The following is a 16,867-nucleotide window of genomic DNA, read 5'->3' on the forward strand; positions in this document are numbered from 1 at the left end:
TATGGTCTTCTTACATAAAGTGTCCAAAAAAATAGACAAAGAAGTCTTGCGAGTTGCAGCGATCGCGTTATCTTTGACCAAACAAAGAGGGAGGCCCTTTGATGGCAGATACGATAACGGCGCTCGAAACCTTGTTGATGCAGGGCTCCTTGAGCGATCCCGAGCTGCTCGCCGCCGCCGAGCAAGCGCCGGATTACCGCATTCTCCCCGAGGCCACGGTGATCAAGATTGGGGGGCAAAGCGTCATTGATCGCGGTCGCACCGCCGTCTATCCCCTGGTGGACGAGATCGTTGCCGCGCGCAGCGCTCACAAAATGCTGATCGGCACCGGGGCGGGCACCCGCGCCCGCCACCTGTATTCGATTGCTGCCGGGCTTGACCTGCCCGCAGGCGTCCTCTCCCAACTCGGCGCGTCCGTCGCCGACCAAAATGCCGCCATGCTGGGGCAACTGCTGGCCAAGCATGGGATTTCCTCGGTGAGTAATGCCGGCTTGTCCTCGGTCCCGCTGTTTCTCACCCAGGTCAACGCCGTGGTGTTCAGCGGCATGCCGCCCTACAATCTATGGATCCGTCCGCCGGCCGAGGGGGTGATCCCGCCCTACCGCACCGATGCCGGCTGTTATTTGTTGGCCGAACAGTTCGGCTGCAAGGCGATGATCTACGTTAAGGATGAGAACGGCCTTTATACCGGCAATCCCAAGACCGACAAGAAAGCCACCTTTATTCCCCGCATCACGGTGGACGAAATGAAGGCTCGGGGGTTGCAGGACTCCATCTTGGAGTTTCCGGTGCTTGATCTGCTCAAAGCCGCCCGCCACGTGCGCGAGGTCCAGATCGTGAACGGTCTCGTGCCTGGGAACCTGACCCGCGCGCTCGCCGGCGAGCATGTCGGGACCATCATCACCGCGGCCTAAGAGGGGTCTTGCCATGACCAACCCGACCAGCAGCATCAAGCATGTCACCTCGGCGCTTGCGCGCCAGACCCTCCTTGACGGTTCGCTCACCAGCCCGGTGGCCGGCGGTCAGCCCATTCCCCTGCTGCCCTGGCTCCGGGTGGTGAAAATCGGGGGGCGGGCCATCATGGACCGGGGCCGCGAGGCTATTTTGCCCCTTGTTGACGAACTTCGCCGGCTCTTGCCTGAATATCGTCTTCTCATCTTGACTGGCGCCGGCGTGCGCGCCCGTCATGTGTACAGCGTGGGGCTTGATTTGGGTCTGCCCGTGGGCTCGCTTGCTCCATTGGCGGCCAGCGAAGCCGGGCAAAACGGGACCATCCTTGCCTCCTTGCTTGCCCCCGAGGGGGTGTCCTATGTCGATCGTCCCACCGTGGCCAATCAACTGGGCATCCACTTGATGGCGGCTCGGGCCGTCGTCTCCAGCGCCTTTCCTCCCTACCATACCCACGAATTCCCGGATTCGCGCCTGCCGATCCATCGAGGCGATACCGGCGCTTTCCTGGTGGCCGATGCCCTCGGCGCCGCGGGGCTGGTTATTGTTGAAGACGTGGACGGGATCTATACCGAGGATCCGCAGGGGCCTAAGGCGGGCGAGGCCCGTCTGATCGCCGAGACGACCGCCAGCGAGTTGGCCAAGGCTCCGGGCCCTCTGCCGGTGGACCGGGCCTTGCTCGACATCATGCCCCGGGCGCGGCACGTCAAAAGCGTCCAGGTCATCAACGGCCTTGTGCCGGGCCGCTTGACCGCTGCCTTGCGCGGGCAGCACGTGGGGACGGTCCTGCACGCCCACTAGGGCCCTCGGAAAGGGAAGGCTGGGGAGGCTTGCCTCCCCAGACCCCTCCGAACCTGGGGCTTCCCTCAACGCGACCGGGCCTGCGTGAACGTGGGATCTGGGGAGGCTCCCTTATGGCCAAGGAGGGAAACGCGCATGCGCCAGCTTTTTGTTATCGCAGCCATGATCGCGGGCTGGGCGATGCCCGCCCTGGCCAGCGATCCGGTGGGCACGGTGGTGGCGGTGCGGCCGCAGGCAACGGCTCAGGTCGATCTCGCGGCGCCGCGCCCCCTTGCCCTGGCGTCGCCGGTGTTCAAGGACGAGATGCTGGAAACGGGCACGGCGGGCCGTCTGGCCGTGCAGATGGACGATGGCGCCACCTTGATCCTGGGGGAGGCGGCGCGGCTGCGGGTCGATGATCTGGTGATGACGCCCGATCAGACTGCGGGCGTGGTTTCCGTGCTGGCCGGGGCGTTTCAGTGGCGCGGCGGGCGGAAGCTCGATGACGGCGTGGAGATCCGAACGCCCCTGGCGACCATTGGCATTCGCGGCACCGTCGTCTGGGGAGGCACCCTTGATGATGTGTTCGAGGTCATGGTGCAAGAGGGGCGGGTGACAGTGAGTACCGACGCCGGATCGGTGGTACTGGACACCCCGGGGCAAGGCACGGCGGTGCGCTCGCGTGATCAACCGCCCAGTGCGCCGGTTGTGTGGCCGCAGGGGAAGCGGGAGCGGGCTTATCAGGCCGTGGCGTTTTAGGTATGCGGTCCCGGAATGAGGGAGTGTGGGTTGATTCTGAAGATTGACGGGTCTTTTGTCCAGGTATTGCAGATGCTCTGAAAGGGCGTTCTCCAGCGCAATGCCTTGAGGTGCTTGGCAAAGTTGTATGCAGTCACGAAGGCGAGGATATGGGCCTTCAGGCTCTCCAGGTCTTCGTATCGGCATGGCGAAATTCGCAGGAATCGATGGAACTCGACCACCATGGCCTCTTCGGCTGGCGTGAGCACTCTGCTGCGCGGCATGTGCGGCCCCATCGGCGTATCTGCGGCGTTGTGCGGGCGCTACCGTGAAGTGCTCCTGCCATATCCTTCTCCTGAAGGGTCAAGAATGCACCATCACACTCCGGGGCTAACCCTAGACAAAACGGCCTAAGATACGATATGGTAGCAATAGGTATTACCTTTTGGTTCGGGGGCTCACATGGCATCTGCAACGTCCATCAAGCTCGATGACGATATGAAAGGCCGCGTCCGGCATCTTGCCGAAGCGCGGCAACGCACGTCGCATTGGATCATGCGGGAAGCGATCTTGCAGTATGTCGAACGTGAGGAGAAGCGTGAGGCATTGCGGCGTGACACAGTGCGGGCTTGGGAAGAGTTTCAGGAAACCGGCCTTCACGCGACTGCTGAAGAGGTGGACCGCTGGCTGGAGAGCTGGGGAAATGACAAAGAGTTGCCCGCGCCCGAATGTCACAAGTAAGATTTGCTCCGGCAGCAATCCGGGATCTGCAACGGTTGCGGGATTTTTTGCGACCGAAGAACCCTGACGCTGCACGTCGCGCCGGTGAAGCCATCCGCCAGGGCGTAAAGATCCTTAGCATACATCCTCATCTTGGCCGGATGATCGATGACTTGCCAGAACAGTTTAGAGAATGGCTCATCGACTTCGGCGAGAGCGGCTATGTCGCGCGATATCGGATTGACGAGGATGCGGTGATCATTCTCGTGATCCGCCATCAGCGGGAATCTGGATGCCATTGAAGGTTCGCTTTGAACCGATGAACATGAGACGCACGCCTTTATAATTACATACGAAATTTTGATTGTGCCTGAACTGACTATGGCAGAGCGATTAACGTTAACCACAACACGAATTTCTGCGCCGAAAGGACGTCCCGTCGCCCTCCGCCGGAAAGCGTGGGCCAACATTCCTCCTAAAGCCAATCGGAAGGGCTCCTTCGTCTTCTGCTGCTGGGTCTATCGACAGCGCAACGTCGTGGAGCGGTTCTTCAATCCCATCAAACAGTTCCGAGGGATCGCAACCCGTTACGACAAACGATCCGACAATTTTCTCGCCGCCCTCAAGTTTATCTCGGCACGGCTGTGGTGCCAGAGCTTATGAGGCTACGGCCTAAGAAAAAAAGAAGGCTGGGGCGGGAGGACCTCCCCAGGCCTCTGCGTTCCTTTTTTACAAGGCGGCCAGGAGGGCCTTGAGGAGAGCCCAGGCGTTTGTCACGCTGGCAATCTCGACCCGTTCCCCCGGGGCATGGGGCCCCACAATGGTCGGTCCAAAGGACACGATGTCGAGGCCCGGGTATTTGGCCCCGATCAGCCCGCACTCCAGACCGGCGTGGATGACCTGTACGCCGGCTGGTGTTCCGAACTCCTGGGCGAAGACTTCGCGGCACAAGGCCAGCAGCGCCGAGGTGGCCTGGGGTTCCCAGCCGGGATAAAACCCCGATACCTCGCTGTGGAATCCCGCCTGGGTAAAGAGGGTTTTGATTTCCTCCCCCAAGCGCTCGGTTTCGGCATCGACCAGGGAGCGGACCATCAGGTTGGCCGAGAAAGAGCCGTTTTCCAGGCGCATAACGCCCAGGTTGTTGGAGGTTTCCACGACGCCCGGAAACGAGGTGCTGAAGCGTCGCACGCCATAAGGGGCCGCGGTCATCGAGGCCAGCAAGCGCGCTAGGGCGGGGCCGCTGACCCCCGGTCCCACCGGCGCGGCGCTGGCCACTAGGCTGAAGCCCGGGTCGGTGGCGCCCAACTCGGTCTGGATCCGACGTCGCTGGTCGTCCAAAAAGGCATCAAGCTCACTGCCCACCCCGGCTGGCAGGGCCACGTCGGCCCAGGCGTCGCGCGGAATGGCGTTGCGGGCGTTGCCCCCGGCCAGGGCCCGCAGATGGAGCGGGAAGCGTTGGGCCAGGGCGTGCAGCACGCGGGCCAGGATCTTGTTGGCATTGCCTCGGCCAAGCGCGATATCACAGCCCGAGTGCCCGCCAGCCAAGCCGCCCACGCTCAGGCGCCAGCCCTGCGCCGCCACCGGACCGGGCCCGGTGGGAAGCTCGCCGCTGACCGCGACGTCGCAGCCGCCGGCACAGCCGACAAAGAACYTCCCCCACGCTTCCGTATCGAGGTTGAGCAGAACCCGGCCCCGGAGCCAGCCCGGCGCCAAGGCGCGCGCCCCCCCACCAGTGTTGCCGCTGTCGAGCACCTCGCGGAAGCGGCGGCTGTCGTGCTCGGCGGCCGAGGACACCGCCCAGCGCCGGATGAAGCCGTGGCGCCGGTCGGTCGAGATGTGGTTCTTGTAACCGAATATCGGGATGGCGATCTCGACGCCCTTGGCGCCTTCCGCCTTCGGCGTCTTCGCTCTGGCCCTTTTCAGGGTCCAGCGAGCATCCCTGTCCTTCTGGGCCAGCTTGTGCGGGGTCTCTTCCCAGCCGTCAGGGATGCGCCCTTCGCGGATCGCCTGCTTCTCGTCGTCGTCGTTGCGCTGACGCGGCGCCGCCACAATGGTGGCGTCGATGATCTGCCCCGACATCGCCAGATAGCCGCCTTCCTTCAGCTTGGCGTCGAACACCGCGAACAGCTTCTCGATCGCGTTGGCCTCGGTCAGCGTCTCGCGGAACAGCCAGATCGTCTTGGCGTCCGGCGCCTTGTCCGCCAGCCCCAGGCCGAGAAAGCGTTTGAACGTCAGGCGGTCGTTGATCATGAACTCCGCCTGATCGTCGGACAGGTTGTACAGCGCCTGAAGCACCAGGATCTTAAACATCAAAACCGCGTCATGGGGCGGACGGCCGCCCCGGGCTCGGTCGCTGCGGTTCAACGCCTTGTCCAGCCGGTAGCGGAACGCCTCGAAGCTCACCACCCTCAGCAGCTTCTCCAGCGGGTCGCCCGCCTTCGACAACTCCGCATACCGCTCTTCAAGATCGAAGAACCCAGGCTGCCGACCCATCGTTCCCTCCAACACGGCCTGGGGCTTATTGAATCAGCAGACACCGCTCAGAGCCAGGGTTTTTCGAGGTGTCCGGCGGCTTGACGCTGGCCGAGCGGGAGAGTTTGCGGCGCTCGGCCAACGCGCAGCATCGCCGGGCATCGGGAGGACCATCCCGTTCGGCGCCGGTAACGCTTGACCTGCGGACTTATCGGCGATGGCGTTGTCCTGTGATGAGGATCTCTACCAAGGCCTCATTCTGAAGAGGCGGCCATCGTCACCTTCGTCGTGAAGGAGGAGGACGATCTCGGACGGATCAAAGGTCGGGACATCATCGTCGAGTGGCGGCAGGTCCGAATCGATGAGGGTGATGATCGATTGCAGCCCGAGCGTGGAGTAGCGCCGGATCACTCCAAGCAGATTCACCTTCTTTCGATCGTCCAAGGATTCGAGCACGCCATCATGAAAGGCGAAGCGCGGAAACGCATCGTCCAGATGGGCGCGCAACACCGCGAGGTCGAAGGCGATGCATAGGAGTTTCTTATAGCTGAACCCACGGTCGGCACTGGTGGCAATGCCCGTGTCATCAAGCAACTCCGCGCGGAAGTCCAGGTGGCCTTGTTGATTGACCACGACACTGAGCAGGGCCTTCTGATCGATGACCTCTTCGACGATCTCGTTGAAAAACAGGCGGACGCGTGAGAACAGGCTGTCCTCATCCGCATTCCTGGCCTCGACATCGGCCTCGATCAGCGCCTCCAGGTGTGTCTTTTCCTCGGTCAGGCTGCGGATATCGCTCCGAAGCTGCTGAAGACGGTGGACGAATTCACGCTGTCGTTCGAGCCCCTCGATGTCGGCCCGCAGGGTCACCAGTTCGTTGGACAGATGCTTGTATTTGGCGAATGAGTCGGTGCTGCTGAGGAAGGCCAGCATGTCGGATCGGCGTTTGCCGAGTGCGTTCAACTCCGCATTGACCGTCTTGAGTTCCGCCTCGATCTCGGCGCGTTCCTCGATCAGATAGCAGCGCCGCTCGTCGGTGATCGCCTTGTTGAAAGCGATCAACTGCTGGAAATCGCGCTTGATCTGGCCCGCGAAGAGCACACCCGCTTCGCGGAATAATTCGCTCGCTGCCTCCGGATCGAAGAGGATCTGGTCCTCCTCAAGCGAAGCGATCACCTTCTTACGGTTTTGGGTCAGCGAGTAGCGACGCTGGTTGAGGACGGCGATCCGCTCATCGATCTGGTCGACGAGCTGTTTGGTGTCCGCTTTGTCCTGACTCCGAAAATCGAATGCGTCGAGGAGCTGCTGCTTTTTCTGAACCTCTTGGCGTTTGAGCAGGAGAAGCCCGTCGATCTTGCCGGCGTCTTCGATCTCACCACCCAGTTCCTGGCGGACCGTGGTCGCCTTCTGCTCGGCCTCCTTGAGCTTGTCTTCCTTGTCGTAATGCCGGGTGATCAGATCGGCGTCGAAACCAAGGATATGGGCAAGGAAGGGTTTCCAATCGGCGTGCGCGTTCGCAAACCGCCGAAGCTGGAAGACATCGCGGAAATCTTCTTGGGACCGGAGAAAATACCCCAATCCTTTCCGGTAATGCCAAGGTTTCAGCACCCGCCAGTCGAGCAAGCTGTCGAGCAAGTCCTTGGCGCGGTCGAAGGGGACATCGACATGATCCCATTCGAGGTCGGGCAGCGTCGAGAAATCCTGATGCCGGGCTCTGTGCTTCTTGAAGGAGATCTTCGATGCTTCAGCGACACTGCGGCGAACCGTGACGTAGGTTCCGTCGAGCAATTCGATCTCAAGGAAGAAGACAAATTCCCCAAAACGGTCGAGATGCTTGAACAGAAAGAACTTGGCGTCCCGGCCGGCGAGGAAGCCGAAATCGATCAGGCGGCCAAGCGTCGTCTTCCCCAGGTTATGGGTGTCAAGGTCACGATTCTCCGGTCGCCGGATTTCCGCGAGGACGACGTTGAGTTCGGGTTTGAACTCGACCGGTGCAAACATCGCCGGCCGGTTGGAATAAAGCTTAGAGGGCTTCATTCTGACCTACATATTCGATGGCGTCGGTCTTGGGATGATACTCGATCAGCCCAAGCAGATAGAGGAAGTTGAGCGATGGCAAGAACAGCACATCACCTCCGACCACGGCTTTGCGCACATAGGTGCGCAGAGCGCCATACTCGCACAGACGATGGGCGCGCAGCCGGGTGAGCAGCAGCAACGCCACGTTGACGACGGTGCGGTCAGGATGAGCATGCTTGCTAGGCCTCAGCATCGGCAACCTCCCCGATGTCGCAGTTCCAGTACATATAAAACAAGATAGCGCGGGTCAGGCGCTTGTGCTGACGTTGGCGCAGAATGGGGTCACGCTGGAACAGAAGGTCGAGCAAATATTCCATCACCGCGTCAAAATTCTGGAATCCCTTGCGTTTCGAGATGATCTTCATCTGGAACTCCTCGGTTGTCGCTTCATACGATTTGAGAATTTCCAGATTTTCAGGTGCGGCCAGGAACGCCCGTATCTGCGCGGTATCCTTCAAATAACGTTTGCGGAGCTCTCTCGCATATTCGGGAGTCATGTTATTGAGGACGTTCTTCTGTTCGTAAGAGGTCCGCTCGCCGGGCGGCGTATCGAGGACCGACGACAGATCAGCCTCGTGGCTGGCAATCGCCTGGACGACGATTGCCAACTCGTCGGGTGACACGATGAGCGGAGAGTCGACCGGATCAAGGTCGGCCAGTGCGGCAACTTCTGGGAATTGCCGCAAATAAAGTTCAAGCTGCTCGACTCCGCAAAGGTAGATCGAGCCTTCCGGAAGACCGCATTCCTTCGCAATGTGGCTGGTGATGTTCTGATCGGCATTCCCGGCCAAACGGCGGTTGGCGAACAGCATGTAGTGATCGAGTTGGTTTCCCTTGCGGAGCTTTGCGATCCGCGGCACTTCCTTGCCGATCACCGTGTCGTTCGAATTCGGGCTGTGGAAGTCCGCTTCACCGAAATGCCGATTATAGCCGTTGGTGTGCTTGGCCTGGATGATGATCGTTCCGCTCCAGGGCGCGGCTTTGCTTGGGTGGAGTTCCGCCGTGCCGACGAATTTCGCGTCTCGGCCACCATCCGGTCCCTTGGCGAAGCCCTTTACCGACAGGCCGAGCAACCGCTGGCACAGCAGCACGATCAGCGTCTCGAACTGATCTTCGCTCAGGTCCTCATAGGCGAATTTCATACCGGGCGTCCATAGGGTTTGATGTCGATGATCGGAGACCGTCACAACCGCGTCATTTTGCAGGTAACATATGGGCTCGCCAGCAGGGAACTAGCCTGAAAAAATCCAGGTCTGCTGGCGGATGTGGCACAAGCCGTTAAACGGGAGCTATGCGTGAATCTGGGTGACGGGCCGGATCAGGCGGCGGTTTGAGAAACGGCCTCGGCACTCTGAACCCCGTCGATAAATTTGACGCCGCTGATGAGCTTGGGCAACTGATTTTCGCCCTTGAGACGGCGCCATGTCTTGGCGGCGGCCATGATCAGCTTGAAGACCATCAATTTGGCGGTCTTCGGCGACAAGGCGCCCTTGGTCCGGACGGTGCGATGCCGGACGGCGGCAAAGACGCTTTCGATGGGATTGGTCGTGCGCAGATGCACCCAATGCTCGGCGGGGAAATCGTAGAAGGCCAGCAGGGGGATCCGGTCCGTTTCGAGGCATTCGGTCGCTTTGGGGTATTTGGTGCCGTATTTGGCGGCGAAGACGTTGATGGCTTTCTCCGCCGCCGCCCGGTCAGGTGACATCCAGATCTCGGCAAGGTCCTTTTTCATGCCGGGTTGGACGGATTTGGCCGCCTTGTTCAGAACGTTGCCGGTCTTGTGCAGCCAGCAGCGCTGGTGGCAGGTCGAGGGAAACACCTCCTCCATCGCCTTCCAGAAGCCCAGCGCGCCATCCCCGACGGCCAACTCTGGAGCGATGGCCAGCCGCCCATGAGCCTTCAGATCGACCAGCAGTTCACGCCAACTCTGTGCGCTCTCGCGAACGCCGATATGGAACCCCACCAGTTCCTTGCGGCCCTCCGGGGTGGCGCCGATCAGCACCAGCATGCATTCGGCGCTCTCTTCCATCCGGGCCTGGAGAGAGACCCCGTCCGCCCAGACATACACATAGCGTCGTGCCGACAGGTCATGCTTTTGCCAGCGTTCGTATTCGCCCGACCACTCCGCCGTCAGTCGGGAAATCACCGATGGGGACAGGCACGGCGCCTCCTTGCCGAGCAGGGCCGACAGCACTTCTTAGAAGTCGCCGGTCGAAATCCCGCGCAGATACAAGGCGGGCAACAGTGCGTCCAGGCTGCGCGTCCGACGCGCCCGCAGCGGCAGGGTCGCCGAGGTGAAACGGATCCGATCCGTCCCACTGGGCGCCCCGGTCGCGGATCTTCACCCGCGACACCGCCACCGGCCCGATCCCGGTCTGGAGCTGCCTGGCCGGTCCGTGACCGTGCCGCACCACCCGGTCGCGGCCATCGGCCAGCTTGCAGACCTTCATTCCGGCCAGAAAAGCCTCGGCCTCTTGTTCCACCGCCTGAGCCAACAGGCGCCGTGCCCCTTGGCGCAGAATCTCGGTCAACGGGTCGTCAACCTCATCGGGCTGACGAAGGCGAACCAAAGTGCTGTCTTCCTTCATGGCGTATCGCTCCTTTCAGGAGGTTCTGACAGGCTGGTTACCCGTCTCGATACGCCGCCTTCTTTAGACCGTCATCACCCATTTTCCCCCATAGCTCGTTAAACGGCCATAGGATTTGGGTGTCGAAGCGTTGTCCTGGTGTTTTCTGAGCCCATACCCGCCATGATTGATCGTGCCCTGCTGTTACCCGGTCTGTCACCCGCAGGTGAGAAACCGGTTGTCGCCCGGTTTGACGGGGGTTTGTTGTCGTCTGACGCTGGTGTCCTGGCTTTGCGCGAAATTGAGTCCCGGTTGGGGGTGGCGGAGCGACTGGCGGGGTGCATCGTCGATCCTCGCCGCCCCTGCTAGACAGTGCATCCGCTCGCCGAGATCATTCGCTTCCGGCTGCTGATGATTGCCGCCGGATACGAGGATGGTAACGACGCCACCGCACTTCGCGATGACCCGGTATTCCGGATGGCGCTCGATTAGGCCCCGTCGTCGGGGCGAGCGCTATGCTCGCAACCGACCATCTCGCGTTTCGAAAAACTGCCGGACCAACGGGCGCTGTTGCGGATGGGGCGGGCGATGGTCAATCTGTATTGCGCCTCGTTCCGACAGGTGCCGAAGCGGATCACGCTGGACATTGACGACACCTTCGACACCGTCCACGGCGGACAGCAATTGCGTCTGTTCAATGCCCATTACGACGAATACGGCTTCCAGCCGATCGTGGTGTTTGATGGCGAGGGCCGTTTCGTCGCAGCGATGCTCCGCCCGGCGAAACGACCCAAGGGGACGGAAATCCGCGCCTTTCTGCGTCGCCTGCTCCGCGCGATCCGCGCCAACTGGCCGGGCACCGGCATTCTGCTGCGTAGCGAGAGCCATTACTGCACCCCGGAGGTGCTGGACTGGTGCCGGGCCGAGCGGGTCGATTTCATCCTGGGTCTGGCGCCAACCTCCCGACTGCGCGCCCATGTGGCGGCCCTGGAAACCAGCACGCAAAAGCGGTTCGATGATGCTCCGGGCGACGACAAGGTCCGCCGCTTCAAGGAATTCTTCGATGCCGCCGCCAGTTGGAGCCGGGTCGAGCGGATCGTCGCCCGCGTCGAGGCCGGACCCGACGGCACCGACACCCGCTTCATCGTCACAAATCTGACCGGCGGCGATGGCCGCTCGCTGTATCAGGGCCTCTATTGCCAGCGCGGATAGGCCGAGAACCATATCAAATCCTGGAAGACCCACCTCGCCGCCGACCGCACCTCGTGCCACGAGGCCACCGCCAATCAGCTCCGCCTGTTCCTTCATGCTGGGGCCTACTGGCTGCTGTGGAGCCTGCGCGGGATGATGCCGAAACGCTCAGTCTGGCGCGTCGCCCAGTTCGACACCGTGCGACTCCGCCTGATCAAGATGGCCGCCAGGGTGGTCGAGATGAAGACCGTCATCAAGGTCCATCTGCCCTCCGCCACCCCATACCAGGATATCCTGCGCCTCGTCCTCGGACGGCTCCCCCGTCTGGTCACCTGACCAACGGGGCGATGTGCCCCAGACTCCCGCCCGTCGTCCTCAACCTCCCAGACCGAACCACACCGCGCCAGATCCCTTCGATCGGCGACGGCGGCCTGTTTGCGCTCAATCAAAAGGAAAGGGGAAGGCCCATCGGTAGGGAGGGGCCAGGGGAGAGATGAATAAAGGCGGCTAGGATCATAGTGGTGCAGATCGCCGTTGGCGAGGAGGCCGTTGCGCTGATCGGAGCGCCGGAATCTGTGCAGTCCCGGGGTGTGATGGTGCATTCTTGACCCGTCAGGGGGAGGATGCACTATGGCAGGAATACTTCACAGCAGCGCCCGCACGACGCCGCGTGTTCGAGCCGAGCTCCAAGCGTCGAAAGAAAGTACCCGGTCCCTTGCTGAGCAATATGGGCTGAATCCGAAGACCGTCGCCAAGTGGCGCAAGCGCGGCACGACCGAGGATGCGCGCCCCGCTATCCATCACGCCCGGGCGCAAGGTCTGAGCGTGCGTCCCGCCGCAGCGAATTCGGTATGCTTGGCGCTCTGCTATTTCGGTATGCTTGGCGCTCTGCTATGATGTACTTATAACTACGGAGTTCACCAAAACAACAATTTGCATTGGCCGCGAAGCAGGAATCCGGGGTGCACCCCAATGTGACTATCTTCGGGTCCACCCACCAATCTCCCCTTTGACGATCCACAGTACAAAATAAACGGCAAATCTTGGTCGTAGACAATGCAATAAATATCACTTTTGATTGCGGGCGGCGCGTGGGGGGATGTCGGCTCCAGGGTCGCAGATGAATGCGCTGAATGACGTACCTGAGGCGCAATCCGGTTGTAGACGAAGAGCCTCCATGGAGGAAAATCATGGAGATGCGTCCATAAATATGATGACGTCCGCGCGTGAAAGCCCCGCGCGCCGGGCTTTCATAAACCGAGCCGCCTTGGTGCGTCTCGGCCCTTCGGGCTTCAATCCCTGACGCAAAAACAGTCTCCTGGCGGCCAAGCTGGACGGTATTTCCGGCTCCGAACCCGGCCGTGATTTCGATCGCGCATATCGAGTCCAGACCGGTCCGCCATGCCGATTTCCAGGGGATGATGGGGGGCTTATCGGCGCGGGTTTCTCTCCTGGCTTCGAAGGGGTTGCTCCTCATCTGGCGTTCGTTTCTGATGCCCGGGTCGCCGTTACCACGGTTCGATTCTCGGCGCGCCGACAGCACGGATCAGACTGGTCGCTCGGACACCTCGAAAAACCCTGGCTCTGAGCGGTGTCTGCTGATTCAATAAGCCCCAGGCCGTGTTGGAGGGAACGATGGGTCGGCAGCCTGGGTTCTTCGATCTTGAAGAGCGGTATGCGGAGTTGTCGAAGGCGGGCGACCCGCTGGAGAAGCTGCTGAGGGTGGTGAGCTTCGAGGCGTTCCGCTACCGGCTGGACAAGGCGTTGAACCGCAGCGACCGAGCCCGGGGCGGCCGTCCGCCCCATGACGCGGTTTTGATGTTTAAGATCCTGGTGCTTCAGGCGCTGTACAACCTGTCCGACGATCAGGCGGAGTTCATGATCAACGACCGCCTGACGTTCAAACGCTTTCTCGGCCTAGGGCTGGCGGACAAGGCGCCGGACGCCAAGACGATCTGGCTGTTCCGCGAGACGCTGACCGAGAGCACGACAGCCGCCGCTTCCGCGAGGTGCTCGACAGCGGCAACACTGGTGCCGACGTCTGGGCAGATACCGCCTATCGCTCGCGCAAGAACGAGGAGTTCATGGCGAAACGGGGCCTGCGCTCGAAGGTCCATTTTCGCCGGGCACCGGGCAAACCACTGTCACAGGCCCACGCTAAGGCCAACGCCGCCCGCTCCAAGGTGCGCTCGGCCGTCGAGCATGTCTTCGCGTGCCAGAAAGGGCCGATGGCCCTCTTCGTCCGCACCATCGGCATCGCCAGGGCCAAAACCAAGATCGGCATGGCCAATCTCGTCTACAACATGCGCCGCCTAGTCTGGTGGGACGGGAGAACTGCGCCCGCATGACGGCCGAAAGGCCGAAGAGGGGGCCGTAACGGCCCAAATACCACGGAATTCAGACCGAAATAGCCCCCAGTCTCAGCTCGGGCGCCCCGTTTTCCTATCCAAACCGTCCAAAAACTCGGTTCTTCGAGGTGTCCGCTCGCCTCTCAGGGGCTTCCGATTACGACGCCGTCTGCGACCTCGTCAGCGGAAAATTCGCCCTCCCTTGATCGCCAAACAGCCAACCCCGTGAGCAGTTACGCGGAAGCGGGATGTCAAGGCGCAATGCGCTATATACTCAAGCAGATGAGGAGAGAAACATGCATATCGTCGCAGTAACCCGCTGTAAAGATGAAGGTGATATTATCGAGTCATTCGTTCGACATACATTGCACTTTGTTGATGAAATGGTTGTTCTTGACAATGGGTCCGTTGATCGGAGCCTTGAAATTCTACGATCATTGCGGGCTGAAGGCCTCCCACTACATCTTTTTCAGCACATTGACGAGGTGTTGGCCCTAGACCTGCATTCCAATTGGCTATTCGAAATTGCGGTCGGGCACCTCAAGGCTGACTGGGTTCTTTTCCTCGATACCGACGAGTTCATCCGCATCCGCACCCCGAACCTTGCGTTTCGCGACTGGCTCAACGCTACGCCAGACAATGAGCAGGGGATTAACGTCCTGTTGGAAAACTACCACCCACTAGCAGAGCAGTTAGCGTCGGGGCAGGCTAATGTTGTGAAACGGATCACACACCGATGGCCGTCCATGCCTCTCATCCCAAAGGTGTTTTACCGCCATTGCGGTGGGGTGCGGCCAACGATTTCAGCCGGACAGCATTACCTCAAGGCTGAGGGCGGTGTATTGCCGTGCCGCAATCAAGCGGATGTGGTTCTCTCGCACTTCAATGCCCGAAGCCCTTGGCAGTTGGCGCGCAAGGCCATGATAGGCTGGTTGCGGATGGAGGCAAGCGGCACAGACGCCAAAAACACAGGGATTGGGGCAAGCTACCGACATATGTTCGAACTGCTCAAGGACAGTCCTGATGTTTTCATGGTTCAGGTCATCGATCAGCGCGACGACTTGGTCTTCGATCCGTTACCCTACATGGGAGGGGATCTGCAATACACCGAATCCGCTAACGAAATGGCTCTGTTCATTCAGGCTACCAGCGAGTTTGCTCTGCGGATTGCCAACCAGCATGGCCAGCGTGTTGACAGCGATCCCACGGTGCTACAGCGCCTGCGGGCGCGTATCGCAGACGTGAGTCCTCTACTCTGACCTTGGTATCGGTGGATCACAGAACGGATTTTAGAGCAGCGGTAATCAAAGCTGGACACCTCCGGAAACTGGCGTCTGGGTCTGGTTCGTGATTCCATAGGCGATCGGCTATTGGGGGGCGACAATGGCGGTTCAGATTGGGTTCTGGGATGTCGAGCGTCGTCTGGCGGAACTTTCGGCGGAGGGCGATCCGCTGGAGACGCTGTCGAAGACGGTGGATTTCGAACTGTTCCGGCCGGTTCTGGAGCGTGCGGTCCGGCGACGGAGCGCGCCCTCGAAGGGCGGTCGGCCCGGCTTCGACGCGGTTTTGAAATTCAAAATGCTGGTCTTGCAGTCGCTGCACGGTCTGGCGCTGGGTCGGACGACGTATCTGGTGCGCGACCGGCTGAGCTGGATGCGGTTCTGCGGCCTGGGGCCGGGCGATGCGGTGCCGGATGCCAACACTCTGTGGGACTTCCGCGAAGCGCTGATCACGGCCGGTGCGTTTGACGATCTGTTCCAGCGGCTCGACCGGGCGATCAGCGAGGCGGGCTATCTGCCGATGTCGGGGCAGATCGTCGACGCGACGCTGGTGTCGGCGCCGCGCCAACGCAATACCGAGGTCGAACAGAGGTCGTGTCCCATTGCGTGGTGTAATAGGGTGGTCGCCGTTTTCTTTCCGGGAGGTTTGGCCGGAGTGATCAGGCCGCCGTGACGGACGGCAAGCATGAGAGGGGATCATCGCCCAAGGGGGCGACGGATTCCAGTGTCATATAGCGGGCACGCTGGACGGCCCATTCGTCATTTTGCTCCATCAAGATGGCCCCGATCAGACGGGTGATGGCGGCTTCGTTGGGAAAGATCCCCACGACGTCCGTGCGGCGCTTGATCTCCCCGTTGAGGCGTTCGATGGGATTGGTGCTGTGGATTTTGGCCCGATGCTCCTTGGGGAAGGTCATGTACGCCAAGACATCGCTTTCGGCCTCGTCAAGCAAGGCGGCAAGCTTGGGGACCTTGGGGCGCAGTTGGTCTGCCACCTGACGCCACTGCGCCCGGGCCGAAGCGACATCGTTTTGGGCGAAAGCCGTTCCGATAAAGGCGGCCACGACGCGCCGAGCGTTTTTGCCAGCATAAGAAAGAATAGTCCGCATGAAATGGACGCGACAGCGCTGCCAAGTGGCACAAAATACCTTGGAAACGGCGGATTTGATGCCTTCATGGGCGTCTGAAATGACCAATTTGACGCCTTTCAGGCCCCTTCGGTTCAGTTTGCGCAGGAAATCTGTCCAGAAGGGTTCCGCTTCCGACCGGCCGGACACCTCGAAAAACCCTGGCTCTGAGCGGTGTCTGCTGATTCAATAAGCCCCAGGCCGTGTTGGAGGGAACGATGGGTCGGCAGCCTGGGTTCTTCGATCTTGAAGAGCGGTATGCGGAGTTGTCGAAGGCGGGCGACCCGCTGGAGAAGCTGCTGAGGGTGGTGAGCTTCGAGGCGTTCCGCTACCGGCTGGACAAGGCGTTGAACCGCAGCGACCGAGCCCGGGGCGGCCGTCCGCCCCATGACGCGGTTTTGATGTTTAAGATCCTGGTGCTTCAGGCGCTGTACAACCTGTCCGACGATCAGGCGGAGTTCATGATCAACGACCGCCTGACGTTCAAACGCTTTCTCGGCCTAGGGCTGGCGGACAAGGCGCCGGACGCCAAGACGATCTGGCTGTTCCGCGAGACGCTGACCGAGGCCAACGCGATCGAGAAGCTGTTCGCGGTGTTCGACGGAGGGGAGGGACGA

Annotated in this window: 11 protein-coding genes and 8 pseudogenes; 12 read left to right on the top strand and 7 right to left on the bottom strand. The window is 61.0% G+C overall.

What is annotated here, in order from left to right; all coding sequences use genetic code 11:
• Window positions 1–101: 101 nt before the first annotated feature.
• From RSPPHO_RS09145 to RSPPHO_RS09155, 3 genes are all read left to right on the top strand, one after another.
• Entirely contained in the window at window positions 102–914 is an 813-nt protein-coding gene (locus RSPPHO_RS09145; protein ID WP_041794878.1) for an amino acid kinase family protein, read from the top strand.
• Window positions 915–927: 13 nt separating this feature from the next.
• Window positions 928–1,749, top strand: a complete 822-nt coding sequence (locus RSPPHO_RS09150) for an amino acid kinase family protein (RefSeq protein ID WP_041794880.1) — start codon at window positions 928–930, stop codon at window positions 1,747–1,749.
• Window positions 1,750–1,884: 135 nt separating this feature from the next.
• Window positions 1,885–2,487, top strand: a complete 603-nt coding sequence (locus RSPPHO_RS09155; RefSeq protein WP_041794882.1) for a FecR family protein — start codon at window positions 1,885–1,887, stop codon at window positions 2,485–2,487.
• On the opposite strand, the pseudogene RSPPHO_RS09160 reads toward RSPPHO_RS09155, so the two are convergent.
• Window positions 2,484–2,666 (bottom strand): annotated as a pseudogene (locus RSPPHO_RS09160) (IS481 family transposase); the annotation flags it as partial. The gene RSPPHO_RS09155 and the pseudogene RSPPHO_RS09160 overlap by 4 nt on opposite strands.
• 262 nt (window positions 2,667–2,928) lie before the next feature.
• Here RSPPHO_RS09160 and RSPPHO_RS09165 point away from each other — a divergent pair.
• The 3 genes and pseudogenes from RSPPHO_RS09165 to RSPPHO_RS21945 all read left to right on the top strand — a co-directional run.
• Complete coding sequence (locus tag RSPPHO_RS09165; RefSeq protein WP_041794886.1) at window positions 2,929–3,207, top strand: CopG family ribbon-helix-helix protein; 279 nt, start codon at window positions 2,929–2,931, stop codon at window positions 3,205–3,207.
• Window positions 3,195–3,488: a type II toxin-antitoxin system RelE/ParE family toxin gene (locus tag RSPPHO_RS18910; RefSeq protein ID WP_081581701.1), complete on the top strand. Its 294-nt coding sequence runs from the start codon at window positions 3,195–3,197 to the stop codon at window positions 3,486–3,488. The genes RSPPHO_RS09165 and RSPPHO_RS18910 overlap by 13 nt, the downstream gene beginning before the upstream one ends.
• Before the next feature lie 130 nt (window positions 3,489–3,618).
• A pseudogene (locus RSPPHO_RS21945) lies at window positions 3,619–3,849 on the top strand (IS5-like element ISRhru5 family transposase); the annotation flags it as partial.
• A 66-nt stretch (window positions 3,850–3,915) separates the two neighbouring features.
• Here RSPPHO_RS21945 and RSPPHO_RS21950 read toward each other — a convergent pair.
• From RSPPHO_RS21950 to RSPPHO_RS09200, 5 genes and pseudogenes are all read right to left on the bottom strand, one after another.
• Window positions 3,916–5,679, bottom strand: coding sequence for an IS5 family transposase (locus RSPPHO_RS21950; RefSeq protein WP_422610573.1), 1,764 nt, complete (start codon window positions 5,677–5,679; stop codon window positions 3,916–3,918).
• Between the two features lie 222 nt (window positions 5,680–5,901).
• Complete coding sequence (locus tag RSPPHO_RS09185) at window positions 5,902–7,695, bottom strand: DUF2326 domain-containing protein (protein WP_014414973.1); 1,794 nt, start codon at window positions 7,693–7,695, stop codon at window positions 5,902–5,904.
• Window positions 7,682–7,930, bottom strand: a complete 249-nt coding sequence (locus RSPPHO_RS09190) for an ABC-three component system middle component 8 (RefSeq protein ID WP_041794890.1) — start codon at window positions 7,928–7,930, stop codon at window positions 7,682–7,684. The genes RSPPHO_RS09185 and RSPPHO_RS09190 overlap by 14 nt, the downstream gene beginning before the upstream one ends.
• Window positions 7,917–8,879: an ABC-three component system protein gene (locus RSPPHO_RS09195; protein ID WP_041794892.1), complete on the bottom strand. Its 963-nt coding sequence runs from the start codon at window positions 8,877–8,879 to the stop codon at window positions 7,917–7,919. The genes RSPPHO_RS09190 and RSPPHO_RS09195 overlap by 14 nt, the downstream gene beginning before the upstream one ends.
• Before the next feature lie 176 nt (window positions 8,880–9,055).
• Window positions 9,056–10,325: pseudogene (locus RSPPHO_RS09200) on the bottom strand (IS256 family transposase).
• Window positions 10,326–10,487: 162 nt separating this feature from the next.
• Here RSPPHO_RS09200 and RSPPHO_RS09205 point away from each other — a divergent pair.
• From RSPPHO_RS09205 to RSPPHO_RS09225, 5 genes and pseudogenes are all read left to right on the top strand, one after another.
• Window positions 10,488–11,831, top strand: a pseudogene (locus tag RSPPHO_RS09205) (IS1380 family transposase).
• Window positions 11,832–12,125: 294 nt separating this feature from the next.
• Window positions 12,126–12,281, top strand: a pseudogene (locus RSPPHO_RS18920) (IS481 family transposase); the annotation flags it as partial.
• An 849-nt stretch (window positions 12,282–13,130) separates the two neighbouring features.
• Window positions 13,131–13,843, top strand: a pseudogene (locus tag RSPPHO_RS18365) (transposase).
• Between the two features lie 296 nt (window positions 13,844–14,139).
• Complete coding sequence (locus tag RSPPHO_RS09220) at window positions 14,140–15,102, top strand: glycosyltransferase family 2 protein (RefSeq protein ID WP_041794894.1); 963 nt, start codon at window positions 14,140–14,142, stop codon at window positions 15,100–15,102.
• Window positions 15,103–15,226: 124 nt separating this feature from the next.
• A complete protein-coding gene (locus RSPPHO_RS09225; protein ID WP_014414979.1) occupies window positions 15,227–15,796 on the top strand; it encodes an IS5/IS1182 family transposase in 570 nt (189 codons plus the stop codon).
• On the opposite strand, the pseudogene RSPPHO_RS09230 reads toward RSPPHO_RS09225, so the two are convergent.
• A pseudogene (locus RSPPHO_RS09230) lies at window positions 15,783–16,394 on the bottom strand (IS256 family transposase); the annotation flags it as partial. The gene RSPPHO_RS09225 and the pseudogene RSPPHO_RS09230 overlap by 14 nt on opposite strands.
• 74 nt (window positions 16,395–16,468) lie before the next feature.
• On the opposite strand from RSPPHO_RS09230, the pseudogene RSPPHO_RS09235 reads away from it, so the two are divergent.
• Window positions 16,469–16,852: pseudogene (locus tag RSPPHO_RS09235) on the top strand (IS5/IS1182 family transposase); the annotation flags it as partial.
• Window positions 16,853–16,867 lie beyond the last annotated feature (15 nt).

The organism is Pararhodospirillum photometricum DSM 122 (assembly GCF_000284415.1).
GTDB classification, from domain to species: Bacteria; Pseudomonadota; Alphaproteobacteria; order Rhodospirillales; family Rhodospirillaceae; genus Pararhodospirillum; species Pararhodospirillum photometricum.